General features: G+C 70.0%; 31 protein-coding genes and 3 tRNA genes. 21 read left to right on the forward strand and 13 right to left on the reverse strand.

Features of this window, described 5'->3' with window-relative positions:
* Window positions 1-15: 15 nt before the first annotated feature.
* The 5 genes from ACZ68P_RS16305 to ACZ68P_RS16325 all read right to left on the reverse strand — a co-directional run bounded on the left by ACZ68P_RS16305 (window position 16) and on the right by ACZ68P_RS16325 (window position 1,429).
* Window positions 16-444 (reverse strand): MaoC family dehydratase, encoded by a 429-nt coding sequence (locus ACZ68P_RS16305; RefSeq protein WP_471006535.1) that lies wholly within the window; start codon window positions 442-444, stop codon window positions 16-18.
* A gap of 4 nt (window positions 445-448) precedes the next feature.
* The gene (locus ACZ68P_RS16310; protein ID WP_471006537.1) at window positions 449-901 is read right to left on the reverse strand and encodes an FAS1-like dehydratase domain-containing protein; all 453 of its coding nucleotides are present in this window, start codon (window positions 899-901) and stop codon (window positions 449-451) included.
* Between the two features lie 84 nt (window positions 902-985).
* The gene (rpmG, locus tag ACZ68P_RS16315) at window positions 986-1,150 is read right to left on the reverse strand and encodes a 50S ribosomal protein L33 (RefSeq protein ID WP_003956487.1); all 165 of its coding nucleotides are present in this window, start codon (window positions 1,148-1,150) and stop codon (window positions 986-988) included.
* An 88-nt stretch (window positions 1,151-1,238) separates the two neighbouring features.
* A tRNA-Met gene (locus ACZ68P_RS16320) sits at window positions 1,239-1,311 on the reverse strand.
* 45 nt (window positions 1,312-1,356) lie between these two features.
* Window positions 1,357-1,429 (reverse strand) — tRNA-Thr (locus ACZ68P_RS16325).
* A gap of 217 nt (window positions 1,430-1,646) precedes the next feature.
* Here ACZ68P_RS16325 and ACZ68P_RS16330 point away from each other — a divergent pair.
* A complete protein-coding gene (locus tag ACZ68P_RS16330; protein WP_471006539.1) occupies window positions 1,647-2,915 on the forward strand; it encodes an amidohydrolase family protein in 1,269 nt (422 codons plus the stop codon).
* 2 nt (window positions 2,916-2,917) lie between these two features.
* Window positions 2,918-3,574 carry an NAD(P)H-binding protein gene (locus ACZ68P_RS16335; protein ID WP_471006541.1) on the forward strand — a complete coding sequence of 219 codons (657 nt, stop codon included), beginning with the start codon at window positions 2,918-2,920 and terminating at the stop codon, window positions 3,572-3,574.
* A gap of 269 nt (window positions 3,575-3,843) precedes the next feature.
* Here ACZ68P_RS16335 and ACZ68P_RS16340 read toward each other — a convergent pair whose 3' ends face one another.
* Window positions 3,844-5,169 carry a hypothetical protein gene (locus ACZ68P_RS16340; protein ID WP_471006543.1) on the reverse strand — a complete coding sequence of 442 codons (1,326 nt, stop codon included), beginning with the start codon at window positions 5,167-5,169 and terminating at the stop codon, window positions 3,844-3,846.
* Between the two features lie 198 nt (window positions 5,170-5,367).
* On the opposite strand from ACZ68P_RS16340, the gene ACZ68P_RS16345 reads away from it, so the two are divergent.
* The gene (locus ACZ68P_RS16345; RefSeq protein ID WP_471006545.1) at window positions 5,368-5,814 is read left to right on the forward strand and encodes a GntR family transcriptional regulator; all 447 of its coding nucleotides are present in this window, start codon (window positions 5,368-5,370) and stop codon (window positions 5,812-5,814) included.
* 11 nt (window positions 5,815-5,825) lie between these two features.
* The gene (locus ACZ68P_RS16350) at window positions 5,826-6,392 is read left to right on the forward strand and encodes an HD domain-containing protein (RefSeq protein ID WP_471006547.1); all 567 of its coding nucleotides are present in this window, start codon (window positions 5,826-5,828) and stop codon (window positions 6,390-6,392) included.
* Here the strand turns inward: ACZ68P_RS16350 and ACZ68P_RS16355 are convergent.
* Window positions 6,380-6,853, reverse strand: a complete 474-nt coding sequence (locus ACZ68P_RS16355) for an NUDIX hydrolase (RefSeq protein WP_471006550.1) — start codon at window positions 6,851-6,853, stop codon at window positions 6,380-6,382. The genes ACZ68P_RS16350 and ACZ68P_RS16355 overlap by 13 nt on opposite strands.
* Window positions 6,850-7,620: a helix-turn-helix domain-containing protein gene (locus tag ACZ68P_RS16360; protein WP_471006553.1), complete on the reverse strand. Its 771-nt coding sequence runs from the start codon at window positions 7,618-7,620 to the stop codon at window positions 6,850-6,852. Before ACZ68P_RS16360 ends, ACZ68P_RS16355 begins: the two co-directional genes overlap by 4 nt.
* Before the next feature lie 658 nt (window positions 7,621-8,278).
* On the opposite strand from ACZ68P_RS16360, the gene ACZ68P_RS16365 reads away from it, so the two are divergent.
* The 3 genes from ACZ68P_RS16365 to ACZ68P_RS16375 all read left to right on the forward strand — a co-directional run bounded on the left by ACZ68P_RS16365 (window position 8,279) and on the right by ACZ68P_RS16375 (window position 10,181).
* Window positions 8,279-8,545 (forward strand): DUF6284 family protein, encoded by a 267-nt coding sequence (locus ACZ68P_RS16365; RefSeq protein ID WP_471006556.1) that lies wholly within the window; start codon window positions 8,279-8,281, stop codon window positions 8,543-8,545.
* Window positions 8,542-9,042 (forward strand): Pycsar system effector family protein, encoded by a 501-nt coding sequence (locus tag ACZ68P_RS16370; protein WP_471006559.1) that lies wholly within the window; start codon window positions 8,542-8,544, stop codon window positions 9,040-9,042. The genes ACZ68P_RS16365 and ACZ68P_RS16370 overlap by 4 nt, the downstream gene beginning before the upstream one ends.
* A gap of 62 nt (window positions 9,043-9,104) precedes the next feature.
* Entirely contained in the window at window positions 9,105-10,181 is a 1,077-nt protein-coding gene (locus ACZ68P_RS16375) for a conjugal transfer protein (RefSeq protein ID WP_471007140.1), read from the forward strand.
* Here ACZ68P_RS16375 and ACZ68P_RS16380 read toward each other — a convergent pair.
* Window positions 10,178-10,327, reverse strand: coding sequence for a hypothetical protein (locus ACZ68P_RS16380; protein WP_471001274.1), 150 nt, complete (start codon window positions 10,325-10,327; stop codon window positions 10,178-10,180). The two genes, ACZ68P_RS16375 and ACZ68P_RS16380, sit on opposite strands and share 4 nt — an antisense overlap.
* A gap of 39 nt (window positions 10,328-10,366) precedes the next feature.
* Here ACZ68P_RS16380 and ACZ68P_RS16385 point away from each other — a divergent pair, with 39 nt between their 5' ends.
* The 10 genes from ACZ68P_RS16385 to ACZ68P_RS16430 all read left to right on the forward strand — a co-directional run bounded on the left by ACZ68P_RS16385 (window position 10,367) and on the right by ACZ68P_RS16430 (window position 18,579).
* Complete coding sequence (locus ACZ68P_RS16385; protein WP_471006562.1) at window positions 10,367-10,741, forward strand: DUF6251 family protein; 375 nt, start codon at window positions 10,367-10,369, stop codon at window positions 10,739-10,741.
* Window positions 10,742-10,816: 75 nt separating this feature from the next.
* On the forward strand, window positions 10,817-10,978 hold the full coding sequence (locus tag ACZ68P_RS16390) for a hypothetical protein (RefSeq protein WP_471006565.1): 162 nt from the start codon (window positions 10,817-10,819) through the stop codon (window positions 10,976-10,978).
* Window positions 10,978-11,157 (forward strand): DUF6257 family protein, encoded by a 180-nt coding sequence (locus tag ACZ68P_RS16395; protein WP_471006567.1) that lies wholly within the window; start codon window positions 10,978-10,980, stop codon window positions 11,155-11,157. Before ACZ68P_RS16390 ends, ACZ68P_RS16395 begins: the two co-directional genes overlap by 1 nt.
* Window positions 11,158-11,247: 90 nt before the next feature.
* Window positions 11,248-13,320: a cell division protein FtsK gene (locus ACZ68P_RS16400; protein WP_471006570.1), complete on the forward strand. Its 2,073-nt coding sequence runs from the start codon at window positions 11,248-11,250 to the stop codon at window positions 13,318-13,320.
* A 149-nt stretch (window positions 13,321-13,469) separates the two neighbouring features.
* Window positions 13,470-13,715, forward strand: coding sequence for a hypothetical protein (locus ACZ68P_RS16405; RefSeq protein WP_471006572.1), 246 nt, complete (start codon window positions 13,470-13,472; stop codon window positions 13,713-13,715).
* Window positions 13,716-13,874: 159 nt separating this feature from the next.
* The gene (locus tag ACZ68P_RS16410) at window positions 13,875-14,063 is read left to right on the forward strand and encodes a hypothetical protein (protein ID WP_471006575.1); all 189 of its coding nucleotides are present in this window, start codon (window positions 13,875-13,877) and stop codon (window positions 14,061-14,063) included.
* Window positions 14,064-14,149: 86 nt separating this feature from the next.
* On the forward strand, window positions 14,150-15,025 hold the full coding sequence (locus ACZ68P_RS16415; RefSeq protein WP_471006578.1) for a bifunctional DNA primase/polymerase: 876 nt from the start codon (window positions 14,150-14,152) through the stop codon (window positions 15,023-15,025).
* Window positions 15,026-15,027: 2 nt separating this feature from the next.
* Window positions 15,028-16,503, forward strand: a complete 1,476-nt coding sequence (locus tag ACZ68P_RS16420) for an ATP-binding protein (protein WP_471006581.1) — start codon at window positions 15,028-15,030, stop codon at window positions 16,501-16,503.
* A 487-nt stretch (window positions 16,504-16,990) separates the two neighbouring features.
* Window positions 16,991-17,197 (forward strand): helix-turn-helix transcriptional regulator, encoded by a 207-nt coding sequence (locus ACZ68P_RS16425; protein ID WP_471006584.1) that lies wholly within the window; start codon window positions 16,991-16,993, stop codon window positions 17,195-17,197.
* A complete protein-coding gene (locus ACZ68P_RS16430) occupies window positions 17,194-18,579 on the forward strand; it encodes a tyrosine-type recombinase/integrase (protein ID WP_471006588.1) in 1,386 nt (461 codons plus the stop codon). Before ACZ68P_RS16425 ends, ACZ68P_RS16430 begins: the two co-directional genes overlap by 4 nt.
* 179 nt (window positions 18,580-18,758) lie before the next feature.
* Here the strand turns inward: ACZ68P_RS16430 and ACZ68P_RS16435 are convergent.
* Window positions 18,759-18,840, reverse strand: a tRNA-Tyr gene (locus tag ACZ68P_RS16435).
* A gap of 182 nt (window positions 18,841-19,022) precedes the next feature.
* Here ACZ68P_RS16435 and ACZ68P_RS16440 point away from each other — a divergent pair.
* The 3 genes from ACZ68P_RS16440 (at window position 19,023) to ACZ68P_RS16450 (ending at window position 20,765) form a co-directional block, all read left to right on the forward strand.
* On the forward strand, window positions 19,023-19,511 hold the full coding sequence (locus tag ACZ68P_RS16440; RefSeq protein ID WP_365715451.1) for a YajQ family cyclic di-GMP-binding protein: 489 nt from the start codon (window positions 19,023-19,025) through the stop codon (window positions 19,509-19,511).
* 130 nt (window positions 19,512-19,641) lie between these two features.
* Complete coding sequence (locus tag ACZ68P_RS16445) at window positions 19,642-20,145, forward strand: methylated-DNA--[protein]-cysteine S-methyltransferase (protein ID WP_471006591.1); 504 nt, start codon at window positions 19,642-19,644, stop codon at window positions 20,143-20,145.
* Entirely contained in the window at window positions 20,142-20,765 is a 624-nt protein-coding gene (locus ACZ68P_RS16450) for an alpha-ketoglutarate-dependent dioxygenase AlkB family protein (RefSeq protein WP_471006594.1), read from the forward strand. The genes ACZ68P_RS16445 and ACZ68P_RS16450 overlap by 4 nt, the downstream gene beginning before the upstream one ends.
* A gap of 42 nt (window positions 20,766-20,807) precedes the next feature.
* Here the strand turns inward: ACZ68P_RS16450 and ACZ68P_RS16455 are convergent, their stop codons facing one another.
* Window positions 20,808-21,077, reverse strand: coding sequence for a GlsB/YeaQ/YmgE family stress response membrane protein (locus ACZ68P_RS16455; protein ID WP_471006597.1), 270 nt, complete (start codon window positions 21,075-21,077; stop codon window positions 20,808-20,810).
* A gap of 58 nt (window positions 21,078-21,135) precedes the next feature.
* On the opposite strand from ACZ68P_RS16455, the gene ACZ68P_RS16460 reads away from it, so the two are divergent.
* Window positions 21,136-22,377 (forward strand): APC family permease, encoded by a 1,242-nt coding sequence (locus tag ACZ68P_RS16460; RefSeq protein WP_471006599.1) that lies wholly within the window; start codon window positions 21,136-21,138, stop codon window positions 22,375-22,377.
* Between the two features lie 32 nt (window positions 22,378-22,409).
* Here the strand turns inward: ACZ68P_RS16460 and ACZ68P_RS16465 are convergent, their stop codons facing one another.
* Together ACZ68P_RS16465 and htpX are read right to left on the reverse strand one after the other, a co-directional pair.
* Window positions 22,410-22,802 carry a YccF domain-containing protein gene (locus tag ACZ68P_RS16465; RefSeq protein ID WP_471006602.1) on the reverse strand — a complete coding sequence of 131 codons (393 nt, stop codon included), beginning with the start codon at window positions 22,800-22,802 and terminating at the stop codon, window positions 22,410-22,412.
* Window positions 22,799-23,662 (reverse strand): zinc metalloprotease HtpX, encoded by an 864-nt coding sequence (gene htpX, locus ACZ68P_RS16470; protein ID WP_471006604.1) that lies wholly within the window; start codon window positions 23,660-23,662, stop codon window positions 22,799-22,801. Before htpX ends, ACZ68P_RS16465 begins: the two co-directional genes overlap by 4 nt.
* Between the last annotated feature and the right edge of the window lie 42 nt (window positions 23,663-23,704).

The raw sequence follows: 23,704 nt of genomic DNA on the forward strand, positions 1-23,704 counted from the left end.
GCGGGCGCCTTCCCGCTACGCGAGCCTGACCACGGCCCGGGACATGCCCAGGACCTTCTGGCCGGCGGCCATCGCCGTCAGGTCCACCCGGACCCGCCCGTCGTCCAGCTTGGCCGCGACCTTGGCGCTGACCTCGACGACCGCGCCCTCGTCGTCGTTGGGCACGACGACCGGCTTGGTGAAGCGCACGCCGTACTCGACCACGGCGCCCGGGTCGCCGGCCCAGTCGGTCACGACCCGGATCGCCTCGGCCATGGTGAACATGCCGTGGGCGATGACGTCGGGGAGACCGACCTCACGCGCGAACTTCTCGTTCCAGTGGATGGGGTTGAAGTCCCCGGAGGCGCCGGCGTACCGCACCAGCGTGGCGCGCGTCACCGGGAAGGACTGGGCGGGCAGCTCCGTGCCGACCTCGACCTCGTCGTAAGCGATCTTCGCAGCCATGACGTCAGGCCTCCTCGGGCGCACGGGACACGATCTTGGTCCAGCCGGTCACGACGTGCTCGCCGCTCTCGTCGTGCACCTCGCCACGGATGTCGAGGATGTCGTTGCCCGCGAGGGACTTGACCGCCTCGATGGTGGAGGTCACCGAGAGCCGGTCCCCCGCGCGCACCGGCCTGCTGTACGCGAACTTCTGGTCGCCGTGCACCACACGGCTGTAGTCCAGGCCCAGCTGCGGGTCCTCGATGACCTGCCCCGCCGCCGCGAACGTGATCGAGAACACGAACGTCGGGGGAGCGATCACATCGGGGTGACCGAGCGCCTTCGCCGCTTCCTGATCGGTGTAGGCGGGATTCGCGTCACCCACCGCTTCCGCGAACTCGCGGATCTTTTCGCGGCCGACCTCGTAGGGCGCGGTGGGCGGATAGGTCCGGCCCACGAAGGACTGGTCGAGCGCCATGGACTCGATACCTCCTGGATTTGTTGCCGATACAAACGACACGAGGCCGCCCCCTGGTGGGGACGGCCTCGTGTACGAGCCTGATTAGCGAGTCTCGCGGTGCGCAGTGTGCGAGTTGCAGCGAGGGCAGTGCTTCTTCATCTCAAGACGGTCCGGGTTGTTACGCCGGTTCTTCTTGGTGATGTAGTTCCGCTCCTTGCACTCCACGCAGGCCAGCGTGATCTTCGGGCGGACGTCGGTGGCAGCCACGTGAGTGCTCCTTGACGGACGGATGGACGGATGAACGCATAAAAGAGTAGCCGATCGAAGGACCGACCCCACAATCGGCTACCGTGTGTAGCGGTGACCGGACTTGAACCGGTGACACAGCGATTATGAGCCGCTTGCTCTACCGACTGAGCTACACCGCTTTGATGATCCGGATCCCGCCCGAAGGCGGGGGTCCTTCTCACCAGAGCCCCAATACGGAATCGAACCGTAGACCTTCTCCTTACCATGGAGACGCTCTACCGACTGAGCTATTGGGGCGAGCGATGAAGACATTACACGGTCCTCCGCCGATCGCCCAAATCCGTTTCGCCGCCCTCCTCGCGGTCGCGCGCGCGGGGTGATCACTCCTGCCCCGTACGCCACTCGTGGCCTCATCAGTACGACTATTGCGCTCCTCCTCGAAGGGCGGCCGGACCGCCCCTAGGCTCGGCCCCACGCTGCGTGATCTTGATCTTGAGGAGCCTTGAGGAGCCCGATGTCAGCCGACAGCAAGCAGCCCCAGCCGCCCGACGACTGGGCCGCCGACACCGCCGACTCCACCACGCTCCTGCTCTCCAACGCCCGGCTCACCGACGGACGGACCGTCGACGTACGCCTCGGCGGCGGCCGGATCGAGGCCGTCGGCACCGCCGGCAGCCTGACCGCCGTCGGCGCCCGCGTCGACCTCGCCGGCTACCTCCTGCTGCCCGCGCCCGCCGAACCCCACGCCCACGCCGACACCGCCCTCAGCGCCGACACCCCCGGGCCCGTCTCGTACGCCCCCGAGGAGGTGCAGCGCCGGGCCACCGAGGCCGCGCTGCTCCAGCTCGGCCACGGCGCGACCGCGCTGCGCGCGCACGTCCGGATCGGGGACGTCCAGGGGCTCGGCACCCTCGGCGCCGTCCTCCAGGCCCGGCGCTCGCTGCGCGGCCTGGCGGACCTGACGGCCGTCGCCGTGCCCCGCCTCCTCACCGGCGTGGCGGGCGCCGACGGCCTCGCGATGCTGAGGGACGCGCTGAAGATGGGCGCCGGGGTGGTCGGCGGCTGCCCGGACCTCGACCCGGACCCGGCCGGATACGTGGAGGCGGTGCTGGAGCTCGCGGCGGAGCACGGCTGCCCGGTCGACCTGCACACGGACGGTGACGATCCGGCGCGCCTGGCCCGGCTCGCCGCGATGGCCGGCGGACTGCGGCCCGGGGTGACGATCGGGCCCTGCGCCGGGCTCGCCCGGCTGCCCTCCGACACGGCCCGGCGCGCGGCCGACCAGCTCGCGGCGGCCGGGGTGACCGTGGTCTGCCTGCCGCAGGGCGGCTGCGGCGCCACCGAGACGCGCGGCGCGGCGCCGGTCCGGCTGCTGCGGGCGGCGGGCGTGCGGCTCGCCGCGGGCGGCGGGGCGCTACGGGACGTCTCCAACCCGGTGGGACGCGGGGACCCGCTGGAGGCGGCCTACCTGCTGGCGTCCCTGGGGGGCCTGCCGGCACCCGACGCGTACGGCGCGGTGAGCGCGGCGGCCCGGGCCGCGATGGGGCTGCCGGAGGTGCGGGTGGAGGCGGGGTTCCCCGCCGAACTGCTCGCGGTGCGCGGCGAACGGCTCACCGGCGTGCTGTCCCTGGCGTACAGCCGGATCGTGGTGCACCGGGGGCGGGTGGTGGCCCGCACGAGCGCGGTGCGCGAGTACTGCGACTCGGCGGCGGCGCTCGATCTTCCGCGCCAGTCGCGGCCGGATTCGGAGGGCCCTCCGGGCGGTCCCGTCGTACGGTCGTGAGTATGCGCATCGTCATCGCTGGAGGACACGGACAGATCGCCCAACGCCTGGAGCGCCTGCTCTCGGCGGGCGGGCACGAGGCCGTCGGGCTCATCCGCAGACCGGAACAGGCCGACGCCCTGCGCGCGGCGGGCGCCGAACCCGTCGTCCTGGACCTGGAGTCGGCCTCCGTCGACGAGGTCGCCGAGGCCCTGCGCGGCGCCGACGCGGCCGTCTTCGCCGCCGGGGCGGGGCCGGGCAGCTCGGTGGAGCGCAAGGACACCGTGGACCGCGCGGCCGCCGTCCTCTTCGCGGACGCGGCCGAACGGGCGGGCGTACGGCGCTATGTCGTCGTCTCCTCGATGGGGGCGGACGCCGGCCACCCGGGCGACGAGGTCTTCGACGCCTACCTGCGCGCCAAGGGCGCGGCGGACGACTCCGTCCGCTCCCGCGCGGCTCTGGACTGGACGATCCTGCGCCCCGGCATGCTGACCAACGACGCCGGCACGGGCCTGATCCGCCTGGAGGCCCACACGGGCCGAGGCCCGGTCCCCCGCGACGACGTCGCCGCGGTCCTCGCCGAACTCGTCGAGACCCCGGCCACGGCGGGCCTGACCCTGGAACTGGTGAGCGGCTCGGTCCCGGTCTCCGTGGCGGTGAAGGCCGTGGCGGGCGACTGAGGAACGCCCCCGGAAACGAGGAAGGTCCCCGGTGCACGCACCGGGGACCTTCTCTATCGCGTGGCGGCGCCAGGATTCGAACCTGGGTAGGCTAAGCCGACGGATTTACAGTCTTCTGACGCGCACCAAGTGGCAGCGGTACTGACCTGCGCTGCAAGCTCCGGACCTATAGCAGGTCACGGTCGCCGTCCGCACCTCGTCCAGAGAAGGCCACGGCGGAAGCGAGTGACTGCCTCAACGAGACTTGGCAGACTCGCCGTGCTGCAGATCTACTTGGGAGCACGGTACCTCCCAGACGCAGCTCTCAAATCGGAACGAATTTCACTAGCTGTTCGAGTGCCATCCTGCACAATCCTCAGGGCCTTGAAGAGTTCGACCGTGTCGATCACTAGCCCTCCCGCCTGCCCAAATGCAGCGACATCCTCCTCCTTTCCATGGAGTACAGGTTGACGCGTCGACGGGTCCCGCTTGATGAACTGGTTGACGATGTACCAGCAGGCATCCGGATTGCGGTTATTTCTGGCCGCATATCGCATATTGAACCGAATGAACTGCGCGATCCCTTCGGTTTTTGCACCCTTGCCGTATCCCTTCACTTCTCCCAAACACGCCCACCCAGGAGCATCCGGATCACTGATATGCAAATCCTCCAGATGATCGTCCGAGGCCGCGCTTTGGTCGGCGTCTTCCACGAGAAAGCCAATCTCTCCCAGTGCGGCGATAACAGCCTCCTTGAGCTCGTCCGACTGCGCAGTCAAGAGCGCCCTCTCGTAGCGGTCAGCCGCCTGGCGAACCTCACGAAGCTCCGCTGCGATGCGCGCCTCCTCTGTAGCCAACCGTTGGAGTTCGGCCTCTCGACGGCGGCCGATATCGGCAATCTCCGCAACCAGTTTCACCTCCCGGGGCACAAGCCAGGCCGGTGTCTGGGACCAATCAGGCACACCAGGAAAGCGGTCTGGAGCGAGCTTGTGCCACTCCGCCAAGGCAGCCCTCACCCATGCAACAAAATCTGGCGCGTCATGGGGGATAAGCCACGTCTCTGCCGCATCACCCCTGGGGTATCGACCGGCCAGAACATGGTTGTCAGGCGTCTGAATGAAGGGCGCAATGTCCGGGGCTGGTGCGGGGGCCCGCGGGGGGACACAAAAGAAGTGCTGATGACTCTCACGCACCTTCATGACAGGCTCAAGCTGCTCATGAGTGAGGATGGAAATCCTTTCAGGCAGATTGCGGACCCTCATGATTTCTTGTGAAATCAGTCCCGAGAACACAACAACTCTCGAATTCCAAGCTTCGCGCCTCTCGATGTCAATTGAATAGGGGCTCAATTGTGCGCGATACACGACGCTAATATGTTCGGCAAGCGCGATGACGACACGACTGCGAGCGTGATCGTATTTCCCCAGCGCATCGTCCGTGACGAGAACGTCCCATTCCGCCTGACGAACATCTCTCAAGCTTTCGATGTGCTTGACTGTGGGGCAGAGATCGGAAAGCTCTGCGACTAGTTGCGGAGAATCCGCAAACCCTTTGATGAGCATCCGAGGGCGAGCGGCGGTATTGATAATCCCACCAGGATGTACCAGGTCAGCCATAAGGTCCTCCTGTATCCACGCGACGGAGCACTAGTCTGCCTACCTCCCACGGACCGCGCCCCGGTTTTCCGCTGAACCGGCCAAACACTCAACAGCCTTGCGACGGCATCACGCTGTACCCGTCCGATGCCTGCTCGGTTCCCGGCACCCATGGGAACCTGTACCGCAGGACTTAACAGCGACGTTCGAGGAGCGAGTGTGTCGGATGCCAGTCCTCGCGGAACATATTTGGTCGTCTCGGAGGCACTCCGCAGGGGGATCAAGGCAGGCAAGATCACTGACGCGCTACCGTCAGAGGCTGAACTCATGGGAAGCCATGGCGTCTCCCGGAACACGATCCGTCGCGCTCTCAAGGTCCTCGAAGCCGAAGGCATCGTGGAGTCTGCGACCGGAATCGGCTGGCGCGTGGCCCGGGGCGGAGACCGTCGTACCCTCGCCGAGCGCATGACCGATCTGATCGCCGAAGACTCGCTGGCCGTCGGCGACCCGTACCCGTCCGAGGCAAGGCTCTGTGAACGCTTCGGCGCTTCACGGACCGCCGTGCGCCGTGTCCTTGCCCTGATGGAGGGAACGGGCCTAATCAACACGGTCCAGGGCAAGGGCCGTACGGTACGTTCCCTCCCGGCTTCCTCGGGGCAGCCGTAACCTTGGCACGCATGGGGCTTACTGCGTGGGCGTACTCGCTCTCCGAATCGCTGCTGTCCGAGCCGTTGCCGCGTCGGTGGGCGCACTCCCTGGGTGTCGCCGGGCGGGCTCGCTCCTTGAGCCCGATTCTCGGCAGGGACGCTGAGCTGCTGGAGGCCGCCGCCGTTCTGCACGACGTCGGCTACTCCCCCTCCATCGCAACTACGGGCTTTCACCCCCTCGACGGGGCCCGGTTCCTGCGGGACCAGGAGAACGCCGACGAGCGGGTCGTGCGGCTCGTCGCTCACCATTCCTGCGCGCTCCTCGAGGCCGAGGAGCGCGGGCTCCGGCATGAACTGGAGACAGAGTTCGAGTTGGAGCGGCCCGAGCTGGTGGACGCGCTCATCGTGGCCGATATGACGACGACGCCGACTGGCGAGCACACGACGCCGGCCGCGCGGCTGGACGAGATCGTGCAGCGGTACGGCCCGGACACGATCGTGGGCCGGTTCATCCAGCGGGCGGCGCCGGAAATTTACGCCGCCAATGAGCGGGTGGAAGGTCGGATGGCCGCCGCGGCCGGCAATCAGCCGATGTAGGGCTCACGACGTGACTTGTCCAGGCCGTGCTGGATGCGCAACCGCATGGACGGGTGGATGTCGAGGGCATCGAGGTCCGCTGGGTCCACCCAGCGGACCTCTTTCGACTCGCTGCTCGTACGGAGAGAGCCATCGACCGGGTGGGCCCGGAAGCAGATCGAGAACTGTTGCCGCACCTCACCGTCGTCGTACGCGAGGACGTGCTCAGGGTCGGTGTAGAGCCCGACAATGCTGTCCACCTCGACCTTGATCCCGGTCTCCTCCTCGACCTCCCGCACGGCAGTGTCACTGATCCGCTCGCCGATGTCGTGGCCACCCCCGGGGAGCGCCCACAGGTCGTTGTCGGTTTTGTGGATCAGCAGGATCCTCCCGTCACCGGCGCGTACGACGACCGTGACCGAGGGCACGACCGAGTTGGCCTTCGGGGCGTCCGGGTCGCGGAAGTAGTCGATGCGGCTCATTCGTCTGTCCCTCTCAGGTCCGTGGGCGAGGAGACGCGCCGGGCGCTCTCCCAGACTCGTTCGACACTCTCAGCGTAGGCGTCGAACAGTTCGCCACCGGGGACGCGCTGGATGTGCAAGACCGGCGCCATGTACGCGCCCACGCCGTACAGGTGGCCGTTGGCCAGCATCTCGTCATCGGCCCGGTAGATGGAGTTGTAAAGCGTGGTGGAGTGGAGCCGGAACTCGACGCCGGGGAGCCCGAACAACGGCGCGTAGTTGACCAGCGCGTTCCGAATCTTGCTCGCCATCGCGCCACCGATGCCTTCGTCGGCTCCACGGACGGCGACGGCGGCAGAGTCGGGGTCCCCGAGCATGAAGCGGACCGGAACGCCGGCAGCGGACTTCTCCTTGACCACCTGGTGGAAGGCGGCGTCCTCGGTCAGCCAGAACCCGGAGTACACGAGGACATCGAACTGCCGCGTCGCTCCCGCGTAGAGCTGCGGCCAGAGCCGGTTCGGTACGACCGATCGGTGCGGGTACAGCTTGACCAGCTCCGCGCCGCCCGCTTCCGCGACCTCGGCTGACGTCCGCTCCTCCGGCCACAGGTACGACATCTCCCGCTGGAGGAGCGAGGCCGTCGCGTACTTGAAGCGACGGTACGGCTGGCGCTTGGGCTCATTGATCCAGCGCTCCACTGTCTTGGCCGAGACCCCGAGCCGCTCCGCGACCTGATCAAGGGTCATACCGCTTTCGATGATGGCGCCGCGCAGCCGCTCATTGGCCATGTCGTGCTCTCCCCCCCCCGACGGGACGACTTGGGACGACTTCACCGTAGCGAGTCGTCTCGGAGTCGTGCATCCACGAAGTCCAGCGTCTGCCCTGATCAGGCCACGCTTGGGACATCAAGCGGAACGGACTCGCGACATCGCCCGACGCTAAGGGACTTGACGACGCGAATCCTCCTCCCCATGATGAGGAACAGGTAATACATGTACCTCAACGGACTGTGGTCCGTCGCGAGGTGCTGCGCACGAGCAGAGGGCGGGGACGCTGCAATCCCGCTAAAGGCCAGGTAGGACGCAATGGGCTTCGGCCCGACTGGCGAGGTGGCCCGGCGACCGCGAGCAACGGCCGGAGAGTGGGGACATAGGTCCCCCTTGCAGTGCTTGTACCCGTCCGACCGACCTGAAGGGGGCTCGATGTACCGACGAAGTACCTGGGTGCCACCGGCGCGCTAAACCGGCACGCCGGCCGCGACCACCGCGTCTTTTGAGCACCGCAGTCCTTGAGCTGCGGCCGGTTGCCTCCCCCGCCCGTCCGGCCCTCGGGTCGTACGGGCGGGGTGGCGGGGAGCCGGATAGCTGGTTCCTACGGCGTGAGCCCCCGGAGCGGTAACTCCGGGGGCTCTGTTCGGGCCGCTCTCTTGGAAGGGAACACGACCCAATGAAGTTCATCGCTGCACTTCAGGCCGTTGTTACGGCCACCGGGTTCGACGGTGAGCCGTCGGACGCGGAGCTGGACGCGATCGAGAGTGAGATGCCGCTGATCCTGGCGGAGGTCGAGCTGCTCGACGTGCAGATCATGACCATCGATCGGCCGGCCACCGAGCTGGACACCCGCCGGATCCGCAGGGCCCGAAACCGGGTCATGGCAGCCCGCCGGGACCTGACCAACCGCGCTGGGATGGCGCAGTCGGGCGGTGCCGCATGAGCACCCTCCCCGACGTTCCGCTCACGCCCGAGGCGCGGGTGGAGGCGAACCTGACCGCCGCGCACGCGGAGGTGAAGGCGGAGATCGCCCGCACCGACACCAAGGCATCGCTGCTCCTGGCGTTCGACGGCGCGGCCCTCGCCGCGTGCTGGACAGCCGTCACCGGCCTCCGCCTCCCCACGGCCACGCTGGTCGTGGCCGGGGGCGGGGTCGCGCTGCTGGTGGGCGCCGCCGGCGTGCTGCTCGCGGTGGTCCGCCCCCGGCTCGGCGGCCCTGCACCGGTCGGCTTCCCCCGCTGGGCGACGCTGACGGCCGAGGAGATCCGCACGGAGCTGCGCGGCGATCACCGGCCGCAGGACATCGCGGCCCTGGCCCGGATCGCGGTGGCGAAGTTCGCCCGGCTCCAGCGGGCCGTGGACCTCACCCGCGTCGCTGGTGTCGCGTTCGCGCTCGCCGCCGTGATCGCCCTGGCGGCGCGGATCGGCGGTGCGGCGTGAGTACGCAGACGCGGGAGCTGTCCAAAGCGCAGCGGATCGTCCTGGCGGCCGCGTTCGTGCCGATGGCCGGCACCGGTGTAGCGGGCGGGATCGGGACGTTCTCCAACATCGAGGCCGCCTACGGGCGGGGCACGGCGGTGGGTGCGGTCGCGGCCGGCGAGGGCGCGACCGCCGTCCTGGCGATCGTGCTGCTCGGGCTGACGATGCTGGGGCAGTCCTCCCCGCGCGTGATCCGGGCCGGGTTGTGGGCTCTGCCTGCCGCCGCCTCGGCCATGTCCGCCACCGCCGCGACCGGCCCCGGCGAGATGGTCATCTACGCCCTGACCCCGATGGGCATGACCGCCTCCGCTGAGGGCGCCGCGTTCCTGGCACGCAGGATCGTGGTCTACCGCGACGGCCGCGATGCCGAAGCCGAAGCACACGCAGCGGCGATCGTGCAGTCACTCGCCTACCACCAGGCCATGGCAGCCAACCACCCCGACGAGAAGGTCCGGCGCAAGTCAGAACTGGAGTCGTGGAAGCTGGCGAAGAAGGGCGGCACCGGCGACCTCTCCTTGGGGAATCGGCTGCTCGACGTCCAGCGTGAGCGGGTCACCGCAGGAGCCGATGCGGCCCTGGCAGCCATGTTCGGCGCCACGATCGACGCCCCCAACGTCGTGGACCGTTCGGCTCCGGTCGTGGAGCTGGAGGTCGACCGGTCTACCCGACCGATCGACTCCGCGAATGCGGAAGAATCTACCCAGTCCACAACGGAACGGTCTATCTCTGACCTGCCCGTACCGGCCCTGAAGCCCGCCCCGGTCGACCCCGTCCCGGCCGAGGAGGAAGAGTCCACCCCGGCCGCTCCCGACCGCTCGACTGGTCGGGCCGTAGTCCATGCGGTGGCGGCCGAGCAGGCGCCCCGCCGCCGGGCGACCGGTCGGGTCCCTGCCGCCGCAAAGTCGACTCAGCCCCGGCGCACGAAAGACGAACTGCTCGCCGAGGCACGGCAGCTCACCGAGGCGTGGCCGGCCGAGCAATTGACCGCCGACCGCATCCGGCGGGCGGTCCGCACATCGCCGGAAAAGGGCCGGTGGCTGCGCGAGGCCCTGCGCGCTGAGCGAGGCGGGGCCACCTCCACCGCGCCGCATGGTGCCTAGCCGAACAAGGCGTCGGCGATCTCTTCCACCCAGTACCGCACCTGGTGCCGCCGGCGGCAGAACCGCTTCGGACGCCTCCACCGGCGGCCGTCGAGCGGTCGGTGGCACTGCTTGCACTGCTTCACACGCGTCTGTCGTTCCCCCATGGCCGTGACTCTAGCGGCCCCTCTGACCAGGGAGAACCCGTGAACAACCTTCCCGAGCCCGCGCCCGTGGTGCGGCTCCCCGACGGCACCCACGTCTACGCCGACCACCTGCCCGCCCTCCACGAGCCGGCCGCGCCGCAGGTGGTCCACCAGCACATCCACCAGGCCGCCCCGGACCGCACGGTGCAGCGGCTCGCGCTCGGCTCTGGAGTCGGCGCCGGCGCGGTCGCCGCCGGGGTCTACTTCGGCCCGCTGCTCGTTGGCGCGCTCACCGCGATCGCCGCGAACCTCGCGATCCTCGCGTTCCTCGCCGTCGCCCTCGCGTGGGGCGTCGTGTCGGTCGTGAAGACCGTGGGCGGCACGGACGGCAAGGCCGCCGCCAAGAGCGTGCGCAGGGCCCGCCGCCGTCGCTGACGGCTGCCTGTCCGCCCCGGATACCCGGGGCGGGCGGGGAGCCGGACAGCCCGGCCCCGGAAGGGAACGTCCGCTGTGACCAGCAACGAGTACCGCGAACGCGCCGAAAAGGTCCTGGCCGCGCAGGTCTACCGCGACCAGTGGCCCGGGATCGTCGCGGAGGCCGCCGTGTGGGCCCAGCTCGCCCTCGCCGCCGCCCTCACCGAGACCGCCGAGCTGAAGGCGGAGGGCAAGTGATGGCCGATCACCCGAAGCTGACCGCCGGCGAGCACGCCCGGATCGCGTGGAACGTCGCCCGCATGGCCAAACGCTCCCTCGCCGGGGAGAACGTCCACCAGCGCGACCTGGAACGCAAGGTCGAGCGGGTCATCGACAAGGCGCGTAAGCGCGCCGAGGAGAACGCCAAGCGCAAGTAGCTGTGCCCCGGGGCGGCCGACAGCCGCCAAGCATCCCGACCGCCCCGGGCCCATCCCTCCGCCCCTATCGAGCAGCAGGAGAACCCCAGCATGACCGATACGCCCGTGGCCGCCCACCTGCGGCCGGTCCCCGACATGGACGAAGAGACCGCCCCGGCCCCGGTGGCGGTCGACAACCCGGCCCTGCCCGAGCCGAAGGTGACCATCGAGAAGCGCAAGCCGGTCCTGGCCGGATGGCTGACCAACCGGCGTGACTTCCTGGCCACCGCCCGCCACACCGGCGCCAACGTCGGCTACGCGGCCCTGTTCCACGGCGTACGCCTGCCCGTCTACGCCGGACGCCTCACGCTGATGTCCCCGCGGGGCGCCTGCCGGTTCATCGCCTCCACCAACCGGTGGGTGTGGGACCGCGAGGCCGCGCCGCTGCGGGACTACGCGGTGCGCACCGAGGACGTCGAGGAGTACATGCGCCTGGCCAAGCTGCGGGCCGGCCGCATCCGGCTGCGCGGCCTGGTCACCCTCGTGGCGGCCGTATTCGGTGCCTCCTTCGCCCTATGGCTCTACGTCGTCGCCCCCGCCTACCTGTACGCGTTCGCCGCCGGCGGCGTCCTCCTCCTCGGCTTCGCAGGTCAGCAGCCGGACGCCCCCGTGGTCGGCCCGGCCGTGCTCAAGACCGAGATCCAGAAGCTCACCGGGTCCATCGTGCTCCGGGGTCTGGACTCGATCGGCAACGCGAAGATCTCCGCCGCCATCAAGAAGGGCGGCGACATGAACGGGCTCCGGTTCGTCTCCGAGATCGTCCGGGACGGGCCCGGATACCGCGCCGACCTGGACCTTCCCTACGGCGTGACACCCGAGGACATCATGGAGGCCCGCAAGCCCCTCGCCTCCGGACTCCGCCGCAAGACCGGCTGCGTATGGCCCTCCCCGGACGCCGAGCAGCACGAAGGACGCCTCGTGCTGTGGGTCGGGGACAAGCCGATGAACGAAACCACGAAACCGGCCTGGCCGCTGCTGAAGACGGGCACGGTCGACCTGTTCAAGCCGGTCGTGTTCGGCAACGACCAGCGCATGCGGGACGTCTCCGTGACCCTCATGTTCGCCGCGATCGTCGTCGGCTCCATCCCCCGCATGGGCAAGACGTTCCTGATGCGGCTGCTCCTCCTCATCGCCGCACTCGACCCCCGCGCGGAGATCCACGCGTTCGACTTCAAGGGCACCGGCGACTTCGGCGCCCTGGAACCGGTCTGCCACCGCTACCGCGCCGGCGAGGAGGACGAGGACATCGACTACGTCCTGGCCGCGCTGCGCGAGCTGAAGGAAGAGCTGCGGCGCCGGGCGAAGGTCATCAAGTCCCTGCCGCGCTCGCGCTGCCCGGAGTCGAAGGTCACCCCGGCGCTGGCCGACGACAAGTCCCTCGGGCTGCACCCGATCGTGGTCGGGTTCGATGAGTGCCAGGTGCCCTTCGAGCACGAGGAGTACGGCAAGGAGATCGAGGCCATCTGCACGGACCTGGTCAAGCGCGGTCCCGCGCTCGGGATCGTGGCCATGTTCGGCACCCAGCGCCCCGACGCCAAGTCCCTGCCCACCGGCATCTCCGCGAACGCGGTGCTGCGGTTCTGCCTGAAGGTCATGGGCCAGCCCGCCAACGACATGGTTCTCGGCACGTCGATGTACAAGTCGGGGTACCGGGCAACGATGTTCTCCCGCTCCGACCGGGGCATCTGCTGGATGGCCGGCGAGGGAGACGATCCCCGCATCGTCGCTTCCGCGTTCGTCGATGCGGTCGCCGCCGAGCAGGTCGTGGGCCGCGCGCGTCAGGCGCGTGAGGAGTACGGCAACGTCACCGGCCACGCCATCGGCAAGGGCCCAGACAAGACCACCGGATCCGACGTTCTCGCCGACGTCCTCGACGTCATCGCCGACGGGGAGAAGGCCGTGTGGTGCGAGCGCATCGCGACCCGGCTCGCCGCACTGCGCCCCGACACCTACGCGGGGTGGAAGGGCGAGAACGTCACCGCCGCACTCAAGCCCTGGGGCATTAAGACCGGACAGGTCTGGGGCACCACCGACGACGGTAAGGGCGCCAACCGGCGCGGCATCGACCGAGCCGACATCACCGCCGCCATCACACGCCGTAACGCCGATCGGGCCGCCGCCTGACCCCAGCACCACCGCTAGACCTAGCACCCGCCGCTGCTAGGTCTAGCACTCTCGCTAGCACCCCAAGGTGCCGCTGACCTGCGAACTAGCGTCTAGCGACCCACCTGCGAAAACCCCCGCCCCGCCCCCTGGAGAGGGAAGGACCGCTCATGCTCGCCGCTAGCACCCTGCTCCTGCTCGGCATCCTTGCCGGTTACGCACTGTTGTGTGCGGCCTCGCCGTTCGGCACCTGCCGCACCTGCGAGGGCGTCGGCGCCAAGCTCCGCCTCGACCGCAATGGCCGCGTCAAGAAGGTCAAGCCCTGCCGCCGCTGCAAAGGCCACGGCAAGCGACTGCGCCTCGGCCGCCGCCTGACCAACCACAGCCGCGCCGTCCACCGCGACGGCACCCGCTGACCCCGGACACCAAGCAGCCGACGGCGCACGTCATGAGACGTACCCCGCTCCGTGCAGGAGCTAGGCGGACGCGCCGTCGGCTATGCCCCGAGCTTGTCAGCACCCGGGGCCCGCGCAGCCTACACACCCGCCCCACCCAGTGATCAAGGGAGTTTCGGCATGGCCATCACGGTCTCGCTCGTCGCCCTGTTCGGGCTCGTCCTGTTCTTCCTCCTGCGCTCCGGCAGCCTCGGCCCCGGTGCTGCGTTCACCGCCGCCGGGTTCGGCTTCTTCCTCGCCTCCACCGGAGCCGCCGAACCCATCAACCAGCTCGCCACCGCCGTCGTACAGGCCATCCCCCACCTCTAGGCACGCCAAAGGGCGGCCCGCGTCTCGCCAAAGCCTCGGGCCGCCCTCGCCTGCCAGCACCATCTACAGAACTGGAGACACCCAGCATGACCCATGCGACCTCGATCCGGCGAGACGCCCGGATCGGCCGACACATCGACGTCGCCCTGGCGCTCGCCGCTGACGGACTGCCGGTCCTGCCGCTGCGGGCGGGGAAGGTGCCGTTCGGCAACTGCCGCACATGCACCGCCAACGCGTGCGGCGGACGGCCGAACATGAAGACCCCCGGCCCCTGCGCCTGCTCCCTGCCGTGCCACGGTTGGGCCGCCGCCACCACCGACCCCGCCGTCCTGTCGTCTCCGGCGTGGACGGCCGCGTGGCAGCACGCCGAGACCGTTGCCTACCACCCGGGCGGCGCCGGCGTCACTGTGGTCGACCTGGACGACACCGACGCCATGGTGTGGGCACGCGAGAACCTGCCACCGACCCGGACCGTCCCGACAACGCGGGGCGAGCACTGGATCTACCGAGGCGCGATGCCCTCCGCCAACGGTGTCCGGCCGGGCGTGGACATCAAGTCGTCCATGGCCTACGCCCGGTGGCTCGGCCCCGGAAGCGGCGCGATGACTTCGCTTCCGGCGGTCGTCCGCGCCCTGATCGTCAAGGCGCCTGCCGTCGTCCGCCTGACGCGGTGCACGGTCACCGTGCCCGCGCCGGCCGGGGGCGGGCAGTGCCCCCACCGCTCTCCAGTGTTCCTGGAGCGCGGTATCGCCATGGCGGAGCAGCGCATCACCGACGCCACCAGCACGGTGCACGCCACGGTGTACCGCACCTTCCTGGCGGTGCTGTCCGCGCACGGCCGATGCGGCTGCCTCACCGAGCCGCACATCGACCGGCTGTTCACCGCCGCGCAGGCCAAGGGCGAATCCGCCCGGCACTGCACCGACGCCTGGACCAACGCCCGCACAGCTCTGGGGATGTGACCATGTCCGACGACGAGAAGACCCCGGCCCGCGAGATCATCACCGACTACGCGCAGGAGCATTTCCGGTACTTCCGCACCGCCGACGGCACCGTCTACGCGCAGAGGAACGGCCACCCCGTCGCCCGCCCGATCCGCTCCCAGGGGACGACGGGCAGCCACCGGCAGGAACTCATGGTCGGGCTGTTCAAGGACGGGTACGGCGTGTTCAACGGCACCGCGCTCAAGGAAGCGCTCGACCTGATCGAGGCCTTGGCGCTGACCGAGGACGTGCAGCCGGTCCATATCCGCGTTGCGCCCGGGTTCGACGGCGCGACGTGGCTGGACCTGGGGCGCAACGATGGACAGTCCGTCCGTATCCACCCCAGCGGCTGGGACATTACCGTCCCCGACCCCCGCGAGGTGTGCTGGCGGCGCACCCAGCTCACCGGGGAGCTGCCCCTGCCGGCCAAGGACACCAGCGGCAAGGGCATCGATCTGCTGATGCGGCTGTGCAACTTCGCCAATGCGGAGACCGAGTGCTTGGCCATCGCGTGGCTGATCGGCTGCCTCGGGCCGTCCGTGCCCGTCCCCGCACCCTTCCTCACCGGCCCCCAGGGCGCGGGCAAGTCCACTGGCGGGCGGATGCTGGTGCGGATCATCGAGGGTATGAGCGGGGACCTGCGACGGGCACCGAAGGACGAGGAGAACCTGATCGCGGCTGTCGCCGCCGGATGGGTCACCGCTCTGGACAACCTCTCCCACATGACCCCCGACCTGTCCGACGCCATGTGCTGCATCGTCACCGGCGCCGAAAGCGTCAAGCGTGCACTGTTCACCGATGGCGACGTCGTCCGCTCGCGCTACCGGCGCCCGATGCTCCTGACTGGCATCGACGTCGGGGTGATCCGCCCCGACCTCGCCGAACGACTGCTTCCGCTGCGCCTGGAGCGCCCCCGGGTGCGGCGGACCGAGGCGGAGTTGTGGGCGGAGTACGACGAAGCCCTGCCGGTCATCCTCGGCTCGCTCCTCGACCTGACGGTCAAGGTCCGCGCCGCCCAGGCCGATATCCCGACCGATCTGCGGATGGCCGACTTCGCGCACCTGTGCGCGCAGCTCGACGCCGCGACCGGGCTGGGGGCGCTGGACGCCTACCGGGCCAGCCTGGACGATCTCAACGACGACGTCATCGAGGGCGACCTTCTGGCGCAGACCGTCCTCAAGCACGCCGCCGGCCTCACCCCGGGAGCGGAGGTACGGATGACGTCCTCGGAGTGGCTGCACGCCCTCACCGCCCTCTACAGCGGCGAGGAATGCCGTCCCCTGCCCAAGGGGTGGCCCACCACCGGCAAAGTCCTCTCCGACCGACTGAAGCGTCTCCAGCCGACGCTCGCCGCCCGGGGCGTTTTTGTCGACTGGGGCCGCACCAACACCGCCCGCTATGTCGAAATGACCCGCCGCGCCGCCCCGGCCCCGGAGCAGCCGAACCCGATGTTCTGACCCGACCCGCCGCGACGGCTCACGCACAAGCAAGAGGAGCACCCCAGCCCGCCCAAGGGGTGCTCCTCTTGCTGTTCGGCGGCTCGCCGCCGCCCAACGGACGCGCCGCGAAGCGGCTCCCCTTTCACGCCCTGAGCCGCGCACAACCACAGACACCAACCCCTTCTCTTTTCCTAAGAAGGGAAGCGCTGCGTCACCCGCGTCACCGGCACACGCCGGACGGCCCATGACCTGCGGCTCCACCAGTGACGCAGCGGCCTCGTGCCGCGTCACCCCACGTCACCCGCGTCACCAGTGACAGACGCAGCGACGCTCCGGTGACACATGCCCCGCCCCTCTGCGACACACAAACCCACAGGTCAGGCGCGCGAGGGACGCAGATGACGCAGTGACGCAGAAATCCCCACCTCGGACAGGCGCAGGCCTCCGCGTGCCCCGAGGCGACAACCGACCAACACCCCGACTTCTCGTCCCGAGGAGGGACACGATGGCCCGCTCTCCCCGCCGCCGTCAGCCTGCTGACGAGCTGATCCCTCTCACCGACGTCCTCGCCGAAATCGGCATCACCCGAGCCACCTACTACCGCTGGCGCAACCGCGGCTACGGCCCCGAGGTGAAGCGCCTTCCCAACGGGCACCTGCGGATCCGCCGCAGCGCGCTCGACGCCTTCCTGAACGAACTGGAGACTGCGTGACCGACTGGAGCTACACCGTACGGATCTGGAGCATCCGCAAGCGGCCGTACCGCAAGCCGTACCAGCTCCGCTGGCAGGTCGGTACGAAGCCGTTCTCCGAGTCCTTCCTAACGCTCGGGCTCGCCGAGAGCCGGCGGGCGCAGTTCATCACCGCGACGCGCGAGGGCGAACCCTGGGACGCCGAAAGCGGCCTGCCCAAATCGATGGTGCAGAAAGCCAAGGACATCTCCTGGTACCAGCACGCCAGGAACTACGTGCAGATGAAGTGGGACCACTCCCCCGCCTCCACGCGCCGGAATCTCGCGGAGGCCATGGCCACCGTGACGCTGGCGCTGGTGAAGGACACGAAGGGGATGCCCGACCACAAGGCCGTGCGCCGCGCTCTGTACACCTGGGGTTTTAACGTGAACCGCTGGAAGGAGGAGACGCCGGAGGACATCGCCGGCCTGCTCGCCTGGGTGGAGCGGAAGTCCGTCCCGACATCCAGCCTGGCCGACCGACTGCGCGTGCGGCGGGCACTGGACGCCTGCGCCCGCCGGCTGGACGGCAAGACGTCTTCGGGGGCGGTCATCGCCCGGAAGCGGGCCATCTTCCACCAGGCACTCGGTCTCGCCGTGGACTCGGAGCTGCTGAGCGAGAACCCCCTCACCGCGATGAAGTGGAAAGCCCCGGAGAAGGTCGAGGAGGAGGTGGACCCCGAGGCCGTGCCGGACCCGGTGCGAGCCGCCGCGCTCCTGGCCGCCGTACGGAAGCAGGGAGCCCGCGGGCGTCATCTGGAAGCGTTCTTCGGGTGCATCTATTACTCGGCCGCCCGGCCTGGCGAGCTGGTCGGGCTGCGGCTTCTGGACTGCGAGCTGCCCCGGCGCGGCTGGGGTGCCATCCGGCTCCGCGAGAGCCGGGCCCGCTCGGGAAGCTCCTGGACCGACACGGGCGAGGCACACGACCAGCGCGGCCTGAAGCACCGGACCCGGAAGGCCGTCCGGCACGTGCCGATCCCGCCCGAGTTGGTGGCCATGCTCCGCTGGCACGTCACCGCGTACGGCACTCACGCGGACGGCCGGCTGTTCCGTACGGCCCGGGGTGGCATGGTCCAGGAGAGTGGCTACGGCGAGGTCTGGGCGAACGCCCGGGCCGAAGTCCTGTCGCCCTCCGAACAGGAAACCAAGCTGGCCAAGCGCCCGTATGACCTTCGTCACGCGGCCGTCTCGACCTGGCTCAGCTCGGGCGTCGAGCCGCAGCTCGTCGCCCAGCGCGCCGGCCACTCCACGGGTGTCCTCTTCCGGGTCTACGCGAAGTTCCTCAAGGGCGGCGACGAGGCGGCAAACGCCAAGATCTCCGCCCGGCTGAATCAGCACCGGGCCGGTGGGCCGGCCACGGCCTGAATCGCTCTGCGCCGTCGGAGCAGGTGAGGCGCGCGGACGCCCGTCCACGGGTCGTCCACAACGCCTGGTAGACCCCGTGATCGGGCGGCATACGGCGAGACAGTTGGGCCTTGTCACACTTACACAGCAGAACGGCCCCTGATCAGCGTTTCCGCAGATCAGGGGCCATTCTTATCGCGTGGCGGCGCCAGGATTCGAACCTGGGTAGGCTAAGCCGACGGATTTACAGTCCGCTCCCATTGGCCACTCGGGCACACCGCCATGGGATGTCGCTGCCGGGAGCCGCTTTTCGGCGGTGCTCCGTGGCAACGACGTAAACGATACCTGATGCGCGGGGGTGGTCCGCCACCGGATTGATCAGCGGTTCGGGCGGGTGCGGGTGACTAGGCTTGCCCCGTACGTCCACGCAACCGCAACGCATTCGACGCAAGGAGCCACACGTCATGGCCGACTCCAGTTTCGACATCGTCTCCAAGGTCGAGCGGCAGGAGGTCGACAACGCCCTCAACCAGGCCGCGAAGGAGATCTCGCAGCGCTACGACTTCAAGGGCACCGACGCCTCGATCTCCTGGCAGGGCGAGAAGATCCTGATGCAGGCCAACGGCGAGGAGCGGGTCAAGGCGATCCTGGACATCTTCCAGACGAAGCTGATCAAGCGCGGGATCTCGCTGAAGTCGCTGGACGCGGGCGAGCCGCAGCTGTCCGGCAAGGAGTACAAGATCTTCGCGTCGATCGAGGAGGGCATCTCCCAGGAGAACGCCAAGAAGGTCTCCAAGGTCATCCGCGACGAGGGCCCCAAGGGCGTCAAGGCGCAGGTCCAGGGCGACGAGCTGCGGGTCAGCTCGAAGAGCCGGGACGACCTGCAGGCCGTGCAGGCGCTGCTCAAGGGCAAGGACTTCGACTTCGCGATCCAGTTCGTGAACTACCGGTAGGGCGCCGGGAGGAGCGGCCGACGGGGCGGTCGGCAGGGCCCCGACCTGGGCGTCCGAAAACCGCCAGCGCCGCCTCGGGGCGCCTCGCAGACTGGACGGCGGATCGAGCGTGCGAGGAGAGGAAGCAGCCATGACGCCGCAGAGCGTGTACGCCCGTTTCGACAGCCCTCTCGGGGAGATGCTGCTGGTCGGCCGGGTCGCCGAGGACGGTTCCACGCGGCTCGCGTCGCTGTCGCTGCCCGGGCAGAAGGGTGCCGTCGCCGTCGAGGACGGCCGGCGGCACGCGCCCGAGCGGTTCGTGGGGATCATCGGGCAGCTGGGCGAGTACTTCGCCGGGCGGCGGGACCGTTTCGACCTCGTGTACGAGCGGAGCGGTACGGAGTTCCAGCGGCGCGTCTGGCGGGCCCTGGAGGACATCCCGTACGGCTCCACCGTCTCGTACGGGGACATCGCGCGGACCGTCGGGGTCTCCGGGGCCGGGGTGCGGGCGGTCGGCAGCGCGATCGGGCGCAATCCGCTGCTGGTGGTGCGGCCGTGTCACCGGGTGATCGGCGCGGATGGCAGCCTGCGCGGGTACGCCGCCGGCCTGGAGCGCAAGGAGCGGCTCCTCGGGCTCGAGGGCGCGCACGTGTGACCGAGGGGCTGTTCCCGCGCGAGCGGGCCGTGGTCGCGCCGGGCGCGGTGCACGTGCCCGGGTGGCTGTCGCCCGCCCGGCAGCGGGAGTTGGTCGCCGCCTGCCGGGAGTGGGGGCGCGGGCCCGTCCCGTACCGGCACACCGTGCTGCCGGGCGGCGGGGTGATGTCCGTGCGGTCGCTCTGCCTGGGCAGGCGCTGGGAGCCGTACCGCTATCTGTCCGACGTGGCGGTCGAAATTCCGGACTGGCTGGCGGAGTTGGGGCGGGAGGCGCTGGTCGAGGCGTACGGGGAGCACGGCGGTTTCGCGCCGGACACGGCGCTGGTGAACTTCTACGACGCCGGCGCGAGGATGGGGATGCACCAGGACAAGGAGGAACGGTCCGGGGCACCCGTGGTGTCGTTGAGCCTGGGGGACAGCTGCGTGTTCCGGTTCGGGAACACCGAGAGCCGTGGACGGCCCTATACGGACGTGGAGTTGGTCTCCGGTGATCTCTTCGTCTTCGGCGGCCCGTCGCGCTTCGCGTACCACGGGGTGCCGAAGGTGTACCCGGGGACGGCCCACCCCGGGCTTGGCCTGACCGGGCGGCTCAACATCACCCTGCGTCACACGGGTCTGTAGGGCCGCGCCCGGGCGCGCGTGGCGGCGGCGGTACGCGCCGACTCAGCGCGAGCGCGAGTGGCCGAAGAGGATCCGGTACGCGATCAGCAGGACCAGCGCGCCGCCGATGGCCGAGAGCCAGGTGGCGCCGTCGTAGAACTCCGTGGAGATCGGGCGGTCCAGGAACCGCGTGGAGATCCAGCCGCCGACGAAGGCGCCCGCGACCCCGATGAGGGTCGTGCCGATGAGGCCGCCCGGGTCCCTGCCGGGCAGCAGGATCTTGGCGATGACGCCGGCGAGCAGGCCGAGAACGATCCAGCTGATGATGCTCATGCCAGGAAGGACGCCCCTGCGACCGGGTCCGGTTGCGGAGCTCACTAGGGTGCGTCGCATGACACAGGAACTGCGGCGGTCGCTCGGGGTGTTCGACGCCGTCGTGATCGGGCTCGGGTCGATGGTCGGCGCCGGGATCTTCGTGGCGCTCGGGCCGGCGGCGGGAGCGGCCGGGTCCGGGCTGCTTCCGGCACTGGCGGTCGCCGCGCTCGTGGCGTACTGCAACGCCATGGCGTCGGCACGGCTCGCGGCCCGTCATCCGGCCTCCGGTGGCACCTATGTGTACGGCCGGGAACGGCTCGGCCCCTTCTGGGGGTACCTGGCCGGCTGGTCGTTCGTCGTCGGCAAGACGGCGTCGTGCGCGGCGATGGCGCTGACGGCCGGGGCGTATCTGTGGCCCGAGCAGGCCCACGCGGTGGCGGTCGCCGCCGTGGTGGCGCTGACGGCCGTGAACTACGGCGGGGTGCGGAAGTCGGCGCTCGTGACGCGCCTGATCGTGGCGTTCGTGCTGGCCGTCCTCGCGGCGGTGGTCGTGGCGTCCGCCACGTCCGGTGCCGGGGACTTCGGGCGGGTGGCGCCCGGCGCCGACATGACGGCGGGCGGCGTCCTCCAGGCGGCCGGGCTGCTGTTCTTCGCGTTCGCCGGGTACGCGCGGATCGCCACGCTCGGCGAGGAGGTGCGCGATCCGGCCCGTACGATCCCCCGGGCCGTGCCGCTCGCGCTCGGCATCGCGCTCGTCGTCTACGCGGCGGTGGCGGTGTGCGTCCTGGCCGTGCTGGGACCGCAGGCGCTGGCGGCCTCCCCCGCCCCGCTCGCGGACGCGGCGCGCGCGGCCGACGCGGACTGGCTCGTGCCGGTGGTGGGTGCGGGGGCGGCCGTCGCGGCCCTGGGCTCGCTGCTGTCGCTGATCCTCGGGGTGTCCCGTACCACGCTGGCGATGGCGCGGGACAGGCACCTGCCGGTCGCGCTCGCCGCCGTGCACCCCCGTTTCGAGGTCCCGCACCGGGCGGAGCTCGCGGTGGGTGCGGTGGTGGCCGTGGTGGCGGCGACGGCGGACGTGCGGGGCGCGATCGGCTTCTCGTCCTTCGGCGTGCTGGTCTACTACGGCATCGCGAACGCCTCCGCCTGGACCCTGGGCCGGTCGCACCGGCCGCTCGCGGCGCTGGGCCTCGTGGGGTGCGCGGTGCTCGCGTTCGCCCTGCCGTGGCCGTCGGTCGTGGCCGGCGCGGGGGTCGTCGCGGCCGGCGCGCTCCTCTACGCGGTCACGGCGGCGCGGCGCGGGCCGGGCCAGGTCGCGTAGAGCCCTGGACGCTTCCCGGCCGGACGCGGGTCCTATCGGGCCACGAAGGGCTGGTCGGTGGGGACGATCTCCTTGCCGAGGGGCAGCAGCGAGACCGGGACCAGCTTGAAGTTCGCCAGGCCCAGCGGGATGCCGATGATCGTGATGCACAGCGCCACACCGGTGACGATGTGGCCGAGCGCCAGCCACCAGCCCGCGAGGACCAGCCACAGGACGTTGCCGACGCACGAGGGCGCGCCCGCGTCACGGCGGTCGACGACGGTGTAGCCGAAGGGCCAGAGGGCGTAGACGCCGATCCGGAAGGCGGCGAGCCCGAAGGGGACGCCGATGATCGTGATGCACAGCAGGACGCCGGCCAGTACGTAGCCGAGGAACATCCAGAGGCCGCACAGGATCAGCCAGATGATGTTGAGGACGGTGTTCACGGGCGACGACCTGCCATCTGCTCGAGTCGGGCGATGCGCTCCGCCATCGGCGGATGCGTCGAGAACATCTTGGTCAGCCCCTGCCCCGGCCGGAAGGGGTTGGCGATCATCATGTGGCTCGCGGTCTCGATCCTCGGCTCGGGCGGCAGCGGAAGCTGCTTCGTCCCCGCTTCGAGCTTGCGCAGGGCGCTGGCCAGGGCGAGCGGGTCGCCGGTGAGCTGGGCGCCCGAGGCGTCCGCCTCGTACTCCCGGGAACGGCTGATGGCGAGCTGGATGACGGAGGCGGCGACGGGCCCCAGGATCATGATCAGCAGCATGCCGAGGAGGCCGGGCCCGTCGTCGTCGCTGGAGCGGCCGACGGGGATCAGCCACGCGAAGTTGACCAGGAAGAGGATCACGGAGGCGAGCGCTCCGGCGACCGAGGAGATCAGGATGTCCCGGTTGTAGACGTGGCTCAGTTCGTGGCCGAGGACGCCGCGCAGCTCGCGTTCGTCGAGGATGCTCAGGATGCCCTCGGTGCAGCACACGGCGGCGTTGCGCGGGTTGCGGCCGGTGGCGAAGGCGTTGGGCGCCTGGGTGGGCGAGATGTAGAGCCGGGGCATGGGCTGGCGGGCCTGGGTGGAGAGCTCGCGCACCGTCCGGTACAGGGCCGGGGCCTCGAACTCGCTGACCGGCCGGGCCCGCATGGCGCGCAGGGCCAGCTTGTCGCTGTTCCAGTAGGCGTACGCGTTGGTGCCGAGCGCCACGACGAGCGCGACGATCAGTCCCGTACGTCCGAAGAAGCTGCCGATGACGATGATGAGGGCCGAGAGCCCTCCGAGGAGGACGGCGGTCCTCAGCCCGTTGTGCCGGCGGTGCACGGTACGCCCTCCAAGTGGTGCGGCAGGGGAACCCTTTGCCTG

It is taken from the genome of Streptomyces sp. NPDC036822, assembly GCF_055609145.1.